General features: G+C 67.4%; 8 protein-coding genes. All 8 read left to right on the forward strand.

The features are described from left to right. Nucleotides 1–312: 312 nt before the first annotated feature. The 8 genes from HXX10_RS28690 to HXX10_RS28725 all read left to right on the forward strand — a co-directional run bounded on the left by HXX10_RS28690 (nt 313) and on the right by HXX10_RS28725 (nt 9,565). Nucleotides 313–876, forward strand: a complete 564-nt coding sequence (locus HXX10_RS28690) for an RNA polymerase sigma factor (RefSeq protein ID WP_296526899.1) — start codon at nt 313–315, stop codon at nt 874–876. A 50-nt stretch (nt 877–926) separates the two neighbouring features. Beyond that, nucleotides 927–1,907, forward strand: a complete 981-nt coding sequence (locus tag HXX10_RS28695; RefSeq protein WP_296526901.1) for a FecR domain-containing protein — start codon at nt 927–929, stop codon at nt 1,905–1,907. 270 nt (nt 1,908–2,177) lie between these two features. Next, nucleotides 2,178–3,872: a ShlB/FhaC/HecB family hemolysin secretion/activation protein gene (locus tag HXX10_RS28700; RefSeq protein ID WP_296526902.1), complete on the forward strand. Its 1,695-nt coding sequence runs from the start codon at nt 2,178–2,180 to the stop codon at nt 3,870–3,872. Between the two features lie 13 nt (nt 3,873–3,885). Next, nucleotides 3,886–5,907 (forward strand): DUF2341 domain-containing protein, encoded by a 2,022-nt coding sequence (locus HXX10_RS28705; RefSeq protein WP_296526903.1) that lies wholly within the window; start codon nt 3,886–3,888, stop codon nt 5,905–5,907. A 3-nt stretch (nt 5,908–5,910) separates the two neighbouring features. Next, on the forward strand, nt 5,911–6,315 hold the full coding sequence (locus HXX10_RS28710) for a biopolymer transporter ExbD (protein ID WP_296526904.1): 405 nt from the start codon (nt 5,911–5,913) through the stop codon (nt 6,313–6,315). A gap of 7 nt (nt 6,316–6,322) precedes the next feature. Beyond that, a complete protein-coding gene (locus HXX10_RS28715) occupies nt 6,323–7,015 on the forward strand; it encodes a TonB C-terminal domain-containing protein (protein WP_296526905.1) in 693 nt (230 codons plus the stop codon). A 110-nt stretch (nt 7,016–7,125) separates the two neighbouring features. Next, on the forward strand, nt 7,126–8,973 hold the full coding sequence (locus tag HXX10_RS28720; protein ID WP_296526907.1) for a putative porin: 1,848 nt from the start codon (nt 7,126–7,128) through the stop codon (nt 8,971–8,973). A gap of 1 nt (nt 8,974) precedes the next feature. Beyond that, nucleotides 8,975–9,565 carry a hypothetical protein gene (locus tag HXX10_RS28725; RefSeq protein ID WP_296526909.1) on the forward strand — a complete coding sequence of 197 codons (591 nt, stop codon included), beginning with the start codon at nt 8,975–8,977 and terminating at the stop codon, nt 9,563–9,565. Nucleotides 9,566–9,686: the final 121 nt, after the last annotated feature.

Raw genomic sequence — 9,686 nt, forward strand, 5'->3', positions numbered from 1 at the left:
CCGCGCCTTTACCGGCGATTCCGCCCGGCCTTCCCGATCGCCTCAGCGTTCAGCTTCCGATCGAGTTCGCACTCTGGACGCGGGCTGGTCAGGATGCACGCAAGCTTTGATCGCATCCGCAAAACTGTTGTCTCCAATGTGTCACAAATCCGTATAGGAGGCCGCCTATCCGTATGGGCTAGGCGTTTTCCGGCGGAATGGAAACCGGTTTGTCGCAGGGAATGCGTTCACGTCGGCAACTGTGCGGGCTGTGATTCCAGCGGAATGGAACTCGCTCCAGGCGAGGACGGGCCGGTTGGTCCGGTGAGGGACATGTCGATCACCTATCCGGATTCCAATCGGAAGATCCTCCGCGACCTCCTGATATCCGACTACAATGATCTCGGACGTCAGTTGGCACACCGGCTTGGCTCGATCGAGCTCGCTCGGGAAGCTCTGCAGGATACGTTTCTTCGTCTGGAGAGAATCGCCGATGTCGGCCAGATGCGGAGTCCGAAGGCCTATCTTCTCAGGATCGCGCTCAACATTGCGATCGATCGGCGCCGTGCAGAAAGCCGGCACTTGACCGCAGCGGAGGTCGATTCTTTATTGAGCCTTCCGGACGAGTCGCCGGATCCCTGCCGGACCCTGGAGGCCCGATCCGATCTTGAGCTGCTGACGCGGGCGATCGACGAGTTGCCGCAGCGTTGTCGTGAAATCTTCCTCGCGGCCCGCGTCGGCGACGTGCCGCATCGCGATCTGGCGGAGCGGTTCGGGGTCTCGGTCCGGACCATCGAGATCGAATTGAAGACCGCGGTCGAGCATTGCGCCGCCCGGCTCGGAAGAAAATGGAAGCGTCGCTTCGGTCCGCGGCCGCGTGACACGTCTTTCGAATAGAGCCGGAGCCGGTGCAAAGGGTGCCGGGCCCGGCACGGAAGTGACGGGCTGTGACCGAAGCCGACAAAGAACCTCCGGATCTCGATCCGCTGCAGCTCGAGGCGCTCGACTGGATCATTCGCCTCAAGTCGGGCGAGGCGACCATCGAGGACGCCGAGAGCTTCAAGCGCTGGCGATCCGCCGACCTGAATCACGAGGTCGCGTTTCGTGATGCAGCGCGGACCTGGAGGCTGCTCGGCGCGGCGGCCGGCGCCGTGGCGAAGCAGTATGCGCCGCCGCCGATATCGTCTCGATCGCCGCTGAAGCTCGGACGACGGGCCGTGCTGGTCGGCTCCATCGCCGCTTCGGTCTCGGCTGTCGCGGTGCTCGGGACGCATCCGCCGCTGGGACTGTGGCCGTCGTTCGACGAGCTCGCCGCCGACTATCGGACCGGCAAGGGGGAGCGCCGCAAGATCATCCTGTCCGACGACGTGTCGGTCGAGCTGAACACGCAGACCAGCCTGTCGGTGGAGGAGCCGCCGCATCGGCTCGTGCTGGTCGCGGGCGAGGCCATGATCGTGTCCCGTCCTGGCGGGGCCGGCCGATCGCTCTCGGTCAAGGCGGGCGGGGGCCGCATCGCGGCCGGCGCGGCGGAGTTCAGCGTGCGGCTGGACGATGGAGCCGCGAAGGTGGTCTGCTTCTCCGGTGATGTCGTTCTCCACCACGACCGCGGGGCGTTGCCGTTGACGCGCAACCAGCAGGCCGAGTATTCCGCCGCCGATCTCGGGACAGCCAGTCAGGCCGATACCGAGATCGCCGCGTCCTGGACGAATGGCCTCCTGATCTTCAAGAATCGTCCGCTCGCCGAGGTGATCGAGGAAGTGAACCGCTACCGCGCGGGACGCATTCTGCTCACCCGCGCGGAGCTTGGGCCGCGGCTGGTGAACGCCGCCTTCCATATCGACCGCCTCGACGACATCCTGGCGCAGATCAGGGATCTGTTCGGTGCCAGCATCACGGTTTTGCCGGGCGGTCTCGTTCTGGTCGGCTGAGCCGACAGTCGGCGCCACGCGCGAGCGGAACCGCCGGTCGGTCCTCCGCTCGGCCGTCGATGCCGCACGGCGTCTACGCTGCACGAAGTATTTCAAAGCCGCACCTCCCGAATAAATCGATTCGTAACTCCCCGTTCCGGCGCGTCTGATTCACGAGAGCGGAGAACCGGCGCGCACTGCGCGGCCGGGGGGAGGTGTCGTTTGCCCGGGTTGCCTCGATCAGGCCGTCGCCATGCGCGCGATGGCCGCCGTCGCTACGGACGGTGGCGGATGCGGACGGATGCCGGCGTCGTGGCGACGCTCGCGGCGGCGCTGGCGGTGTATCCGCTGTCCGCGTCGGCCCAGCCGGCCGACGCAGCCACGGCGCCGCCCGCCCCGTCGGCGAGCACGGCGCCGGCGGCCGGCAAGCCGGCGGCCGGGAAGGAGCGTCCCGCACGCTTCGACATCAACGACTTCGAGATCCGCGGCGCTCACGCGCTGCGCCAGATCGATCTCGAGGAAGCCGTCTATCCGTTCGTCGGCCCGAACCGCAGCGCCGACGACGTCGAAAAGGCGCGGGCCGCGCTGGAGAAGGCGTATCACGGCCGCGGCCTGCAGACCGTCGGCGTCGCCGTGCTGAGCCAGGATCCGGCGACCGGCGTGGTCGTCCTCAACGTGACGGAGCAGAAGGTCGGGCAACTCCGGGTGAACGGGTCGCGGTTCTTCGACGTCGACCGGATCAAACGGACCGCCGGGGCGGTCGCGGAAGGCAAGCTGCCGAACTTCAACGACATCAGCAAGGACATCGTACGGCTGAACCAGTGGCCGGACCGCCGCGTGACGCCGGCGTTGCGGGCCGGCGTGACGCCCGGCACGGTCGATATCGATCTCAACGTCGAGGACAAGTTCCCGCTGCACGCCAGCGCCGAGGTGAACAACCGCCAGAGCCCGAACACGGTGCCGACGCGCACCACCTACACGGTCCGCTACGAGAATCTGTGGCAGCTCGGCCATTCGGCGAGCTTCAGCTATCAGGTCGCGCCGCAGGCGCCCGAGCAGGTGACGGTGTTCTCCGGGTCCTATCTCTGGCGGCCGGTCGATACCGACCGCTTCAACGTGCTGTTCTACGCGGTCGATTCGAAGAGCAACGTGGCGACGGTCGGGGGAAGTAACGTGGTCGGCCCGGGCCAGGTGGTAGGCACCCGGCTGATCGTGACGCTGCCCGGCCTCGAGGGCTTCTTCCACACGGTGTCGCTCGGCATCGACTACAAGCACTTCGGCCAGATGATGGAGTCGGGTTCTCAGAACTTCTCGACGCCTGTCACCTATTTCCCCGGTTCGGTCAACTACAGCGCCACTTGGCAGCGCGAGGGATCGCTGACGCAGCTCAATGCCGGCGCCGTCTACGGCTTCCGCGGGCTCGGCAGCGAGCCCGACGACTTCGACGCCAAGCGCTACAGGGCGACCGAGCAGTTCGCGATCCTCAAGGGCGACCTGTCGCACACCCACGACCTTCCCGAAGGTTTTCAGGTGTTCGGCAAGGTGCAGGGCCAGATCACCGACCAGCCGCTGGTGTCGAGCGAGCAACTCAGTGTCGGCGGTCTCGACACGGTGCGGGGCTATCTGGAGACGGAGACGCTCGGCGACTACGGCGTGATCGGCACGGCCGAGCTGCGAACGCCCGATATCGCGGGCTGGTTCCGCGCGACCTTCAAGCCGCCGGCGCCGCCGCCGGCGCCGTTCGACGTCACGATGGTCAACGAGTGGAAGCTGTTCGCCTTCGGCGACGCCGGTTTCACCCGCATCCACGATCCCCTCCCGGAACAGACGCAGCAGTACGAGCTGGCGAGCTACGGCTTCGGGACGCGGTTCAAGGTGTTCAACTATTTCAGCGGCTCGGTCGCCTGGGCGATGCCGCTGATCAGTCAGACCTACACGTCAGCCAATCACCCCCGCGTGCTGTTCCGCTTCTGGGGCGAATTCTGAAGGGGCCGTTTCCATGGGTTTCGATCTCGTCTCGCGCATCCTGCGCATCCCCGGAGCGGGCTCGCGCCGCACCGGGCGGAGCCTCGCGCTCGCGCTGATGCTCGGCTTGTGGGCGGCTGCGCTGCTGCCGGCCGGGTCCGCCCAGGCCTGGTGGAACGACGAGTGGTCGATGCGCAAGAAGATCACGGTCGACACCGCGCCGTCGGGTGCCGCCGTCAACGAGCCGGTCGGCACCGTGCCGCTTCTGGTCCGTCTGCATGTAGGCAACTTCCGTTTCGCCGCCGCCAAGGAGGACGGAGCCGATCTGCGCTTCGTCGCCGGCGACGACAAGACGCCGCTCAAGCACCACGTCGAGAAGTGGGATTCGCTCCTCGGCGAGGCGCTGGTCTGGGTGCAGGTGCCCAACCTCGCGCCCGGCGCCAAGTCGGACTTCTGGCTCTATTACGGAAACAAGAAGGCCGTCTCGGTGGCCGACGCCAAGGCGACCTTCGATCCCGACACCGTGCTGGACTATCACTTCGCCGAGCGCGGCACGCCGGCGCAGGATTCCTCGCCCTGGGGTAACGGGGCGCAGAGCTCCGGCCAGCCCGCCGACGGCGCCATCATCGGCACCGGCCTGCGGCTCGACGGCCGTACCCCGCTGACGCTTCCCGGCTCGCCCTCGCTCGCCTTCGCGGACGCGATGCCGTTCACCTGGTCGACCTGGTTCAAGATGGCCGCGGCGCAGCCCAATGCCGCGCTCTATGCGCGCCGTGAGGGACGCAACGCCCTGGTGATCGCGCTCGACAACGGCGCCCCGGTCGTCGAGGTGACGCGCGACGGCGCCGCCGAGCGCAGCGCCGCGGCCGCCCCGGTCGCACCGAACACCTGGCATCACCTCGCCGTGGTGTCGAACGGCACCCAGATCGCCGTCTTCCTCGACGGTCAGCCCTACGGCAGCCTCGCCGCCGCGACGCCGGCGCTCGGCTCGCCGGCGCTGCTCGGCGGCGACACTCCTCGGCCGGTGGCGCAACCCGCGCCTGCGCCCGTCCCCGATGCGGGAGCGGGTGGCGCCCCGGCCGAGGCAACGCCTGCGGCGCCCGCCGGCGATGCGGCCGAGGCTCCGGCTCCGGCGGTGCCGGCGACGGTCGCCGCGATCGGCTTCGCCGGCGACGTCGACGAACTGTCGATCTCCAAGGTGGCGCGTCCGGCCGGCTTCGTCCGCGTGCAGGCGATCGGGCAGGGCGGCGACGTCGGCAAGCTCGTCGCCTACGGGATCGACGAGGAGACGGCGAGCTGGCTCTCCGGCTACTTCGCCGTGATCCTCAAGTCGGTGACGCTCGACGGCTGGGTCGTGATCGGCTTCCTGGCCGTGATGGCGGTGATCTCCTGGGTCGTGATGGTCGACAAGGCCACCTACCTGGCGCGCCAGTCCAAGGCGAACGACCTGTTCATCGAGCGTTTCCGCGAGCTCGCCGCGGACGTCACGGCGATCGACGCCGGCGATCCCGACGACGTGTCGAGCCTCGGCGGCCGCGCCAACGCGAAAGACATGCGGCTGCTGCGCAACGCATCGCTCTACCGCATCTATCACGTCGGCGTCGCCGAGCTGAAGCATCGCTTCGACGGCAAGGAGAAGCGCCGTCTGAAGGGCGCCTCGCTCGCCGCCATCCGGGCGACGCTCGACGCCAGCCTGGTGCGGGAGAGCCAGAGGCTCAACCGGCTGATGGTGTTGCTCACCATCGCCATCTCGGGCGGCCCGTTCCTCGGCCTGCTCGGCACCGTGGTCGGCGTGATGATCACGTTCGCGGCGATCGCCGCGTCCGGCGACGTCAACGTCAACGCCATCGCGCCCGGCATCGCGGCCGCGCTGGTCGCCACCGTCGCGGGCCTCGCGGTCGCGATCCCGGCGCTGTTCGGCTACAACTACCTGATCAGCCGGATACAGGCCCTCACGGCCGACATGCAGGTCTTCGTCGACGAGTTCGTCACGAAGCTCGGCGAGGCTTACCGGTTCGACGGCTCGGACCATCCGCGCTCGATCGCGGCGGAGTGAGCCATGAAACTCAATACCGAAGCCAAGCCCTACGACGACATCAACATCACCCCGATGCTCGATCTCGCCTATGTGCTGCTGGTCATCTTCATCATCATGACGACCGCCACGGTGCAGGGCATGAAAGTCAATCTGCCGAAGGCCTCGGCCTCGCCGAGCCTCGCGCAGCAGACCACCAAGGCCATCACGGTCACCAACGAGGGCCGCATCTTCCTCGATACCATCCCGGTGACCATGGCCGAGCTCGAGCAGCGGCTCGTCCAGCAAAAGGCGCTGACGCCGGAGTTTCCGGTGGTGCTGCGCGGCGACAGCCAGACCCAGTACCAGAACGTGATGGACGTGCTCGACCTGCTCGGCCGGCTCGGCATCACCCAGGTCGGGCTGGCCACCAAGCCGCTGGTGACGTGAGGCGATCATGCAAACCAAACGCGATTCCCGAGATCAAGGACGGCGATGGCTCGGGTTCGCCGTCGGCGGAGCCGTGGTCGTCGCGATCGCGGCAGCCGGCTTCCTGCTGAGCGGCGGCGATCCCGATCCGCCGCGGCGCGTGCAGGAGTTCATGATCGTCAACATCCCGCCTCCGCCGCCGCCTCCGCCGCCCGAAGTGCAGCCGCCGCCCGAGCAGCAGATGGTCGAGCAGCCCAAGATGGTCGAGCCGGAGATCAAGCAGGAGAAGCCGGTCGAGCAGCCCAAGGACGAGAAGCCGAACGACTCGCGGTCCGACGAGCCGCCGGGCCCGCTGGCGCTCGACGCCGATGCCAAGGGGCCGGGCGACATGGCGGCCAAGAAGGGTGGTCGTCCGATCACGGGCGGTGGAGGCGGCGGCAGCCGGTGGGGCTGGTACGCCACCATGGTCCAGACGCAACTCGAGCAGGCGCTGCGCTCCAATCCCAAGACCAAGAATGCAGTGATGCAGGTTCAGGTGCGCGTATGGGCGGACTCGAGCGGTCGGATCAGCCGCATCGTGCTCGTCTCGTCGACCGGAAGCGCGGATGTCGACGACGCCATCCGCAACGAAGTGATGGCCGGGATCGTGCTGCGCGAGCCGCCGCCGGCCGACATGCCGATGCCGATGGTCACGCGCATCACCGCACGGCGGCCGACGTGACCGTGGGCGATGCGACGATGACGACAGTGAAGACGAGAGTGGCGAACGGACGGATCCGCGGAGCCGGGTTGGTGAGCGAGACGAGCGTCAATACAAGGGGGCGGGTAGCCATGTTCCACAATCAAACCGACAGCCGGCGCTTGGCCGTGCTCGCGGCGACCGTCGGGGCGCTGTGCGCCGCGGCGCCGGCCGTCGCGCAGGAGGAGGGTAAGGTCGCTCCGAAACGCCCGACGGTGTCGACGGCCAAGGCGGCCGATCCGAACGCCATGGTCAACCTGGTCAACGGACTGGTCCGCCGTGGGGTCTTCACCGAGGAAGAAGGCACGCTTCTGATCAAGCAGGCACAGGACGAATCCTACGTGGCGCGCCAGGCCGCGAAAGACGCCGGTGCCCGCGCCGAGGAAGCGGCCCGGACCGCGACGGCGGCCGCGGCGGCGGCCTCGCCGCCCGGCGCCCGGCACGTCACCTACGTGCCCGAGGTGGTCAAGCGGCAGTTGCGCGACGAGCTTCGCCAGGAGGTGATGTCGAAGGCGCAGGCGGAAGGCTGGGCGTCGCCGGGCAAGTATCCGGAATGGGCGTCGCGCATTCGCTTCTACGGCGATGCCCGCATGCGCTACGAGAAGCAGACGTTCCCGAAAGGGAACCTGCAGGACTATGCCTACGACTTCAACACCCTCAACAACGGCAAGCCCTACGACCTCGGCTACAGCCAGTCGTGGTATCCGACCTACAACGTCACCGAGGACCGCGAGCGGATGCGGTTGCGCGCCCGTCTCGGCTTCGACGCCGATCTCGGCGACGCCTTCACGTTCGGGATGCGGATCGGGACCGGCGACTCGAGCTCGCCAGTATCGATGAACCAGACGTTCGGAACCACGGGGACCAATTTCAGCAAATACGCGCTGTGGCTCGACCGCGCCTACATCCAGTATCAGCCGGCCTACGAGTTCACGGGCGTGATCGGCCGCTTCGACAACCCGTTCTTCACGGTCCACGACATGGTGTGGAACCGCGACATCGGTTTCGACGGCGGTGCCGTCAAGTTCCGGCGGGACGTGCTGCCTAATCTCACGGGCTTCCTCAACGCCGGTGTGTTCTCGATCTTCAACACGGCGCTCAATGCCGGCATCGATCTCGGCGCGCAGGCCGCGACCGAGCCCTACAAGTACAAGAGCCACGACAAGTGGCTGCAGGGTGCCCAGACCGGGTTTTCGACGCGTTTCGCCGACGTGTGGTCGCTCACGGTCGCCGGTGCGTTCTATAACTTCACCGGCGTCAAGGGGCGGCTGTCGAGCGTGTGCGACACCACCAATGTCGACATCGCCTGCGACACCGACCTGTTTCGCCCGCTGTTTGCCCAGAAGGGCAACACCTACATGGCGCTGCGCAACCAGGATCTGACCGCGCTGGCGACCTACCAGCTCGCCAATGGCGGCGCGGGCCACAACTACCAATATTTCGGCCTCGCCAGCGAGTTTCGCCCCGTGGTCGTTTCGGCCCGCCTCGACAACGCCCAATTCGAGCCCATCCACGTGACGCTCGAGGGCGAGTTCGTCAAGAACACGGCCTTCAACAAGAACGAGGTCGCCGCCATCGCGGTCAACAATTTCGGCCCGACCATCAAGTACTCGGACGGCAACAAGGTGGTCGGCAGCTACGAAGGCGGCGACACCGGCTATTACGGCCGCCTGACGGTCGGCAATCCGGTGCTGCGTCAGTTGTGGGACTGGAACGCCCATATCGGCTACAAATACGTCGAGTCCGATGCCACCGTGGACGCCTTCACGGATGCCGATTTCGGCCTCGGCGGCACCAATCTGAAGGGCTATTTCATCGGCGCCAGCCTCGGCCTCAGCGCCAATGTCTGGGCCTCGGCGCGCTGGATGAGCGCCAACGTGATCGCCGGTCCGCCCGGCTCCGTCGACATCGTCCAGGTCGACCTCAATGCGAGGTTCTGACATGCGCCGGCTCATCCTCGCGGCCGTCGTCGCCGGCGTGACGATCAGCGGTCCGGCTCTGGCCCAATCGGAGACCGACCGGCTGCGCGACGCCCTGCGCAGCGCCACCGCCCAGACCCGCTCGCTCGAAGACCAGCGCACCCAGCTCCAGGCCAAGCTGGCCGAGGCCGACCGGGCGCGCGACACCCTGCAGAAGCAGCTCGACGGGCTCAAGACCCAGCTCCGGGAGGTCGAGGCAGCCCATCGGACCGCCGTCGAGACCTTCAACCAGAAGATCGAGGAGCGGAACGAGACCCTCGAACGGTGGAAGGCGGCCTATGGCGAGGCGGCGACCGTCGCCCGCGCCAAGGACGCCGAGCGGTCCAAGTTCGAGGGCGAGGCCAACGCCTGCAAGGCCCGCACCAAGAGCTGCGAGGCCAAGAACAAGGAACTCGTCAAGGTCGGCCACGACCTGATGAAGGCCTACGAGGACGTCACCATCGGCGACATGATCAGCGGGCGCGAGCCTTTGCTCGGCATCCGTCGTGTGGGTGTCCAAAATCTCCTGCAGGATTACGGAAGCAAGATCCGAGAACAGAAGGTCGTTCCATGATTCCCGTTGTGCCGCGTCGCATTGGCTTCCGTGTCCTCCCCGTTCTGCTTCTGACGCTGTCCGCGTCCGTCGCGGCCGCGCAGGCCCCCTCCCAGGCGCCGCGCCCGGCACCGCGTCCGGC

It is taken from the genome of Rhodoplanes sp., assembly GCF_013377085.1.
Lineage (GTDB): Bacteria > Pseudomonadota > Alphaproteobacteria > Rhizobiales > Xanthobacteraceae > Rhodoplanes.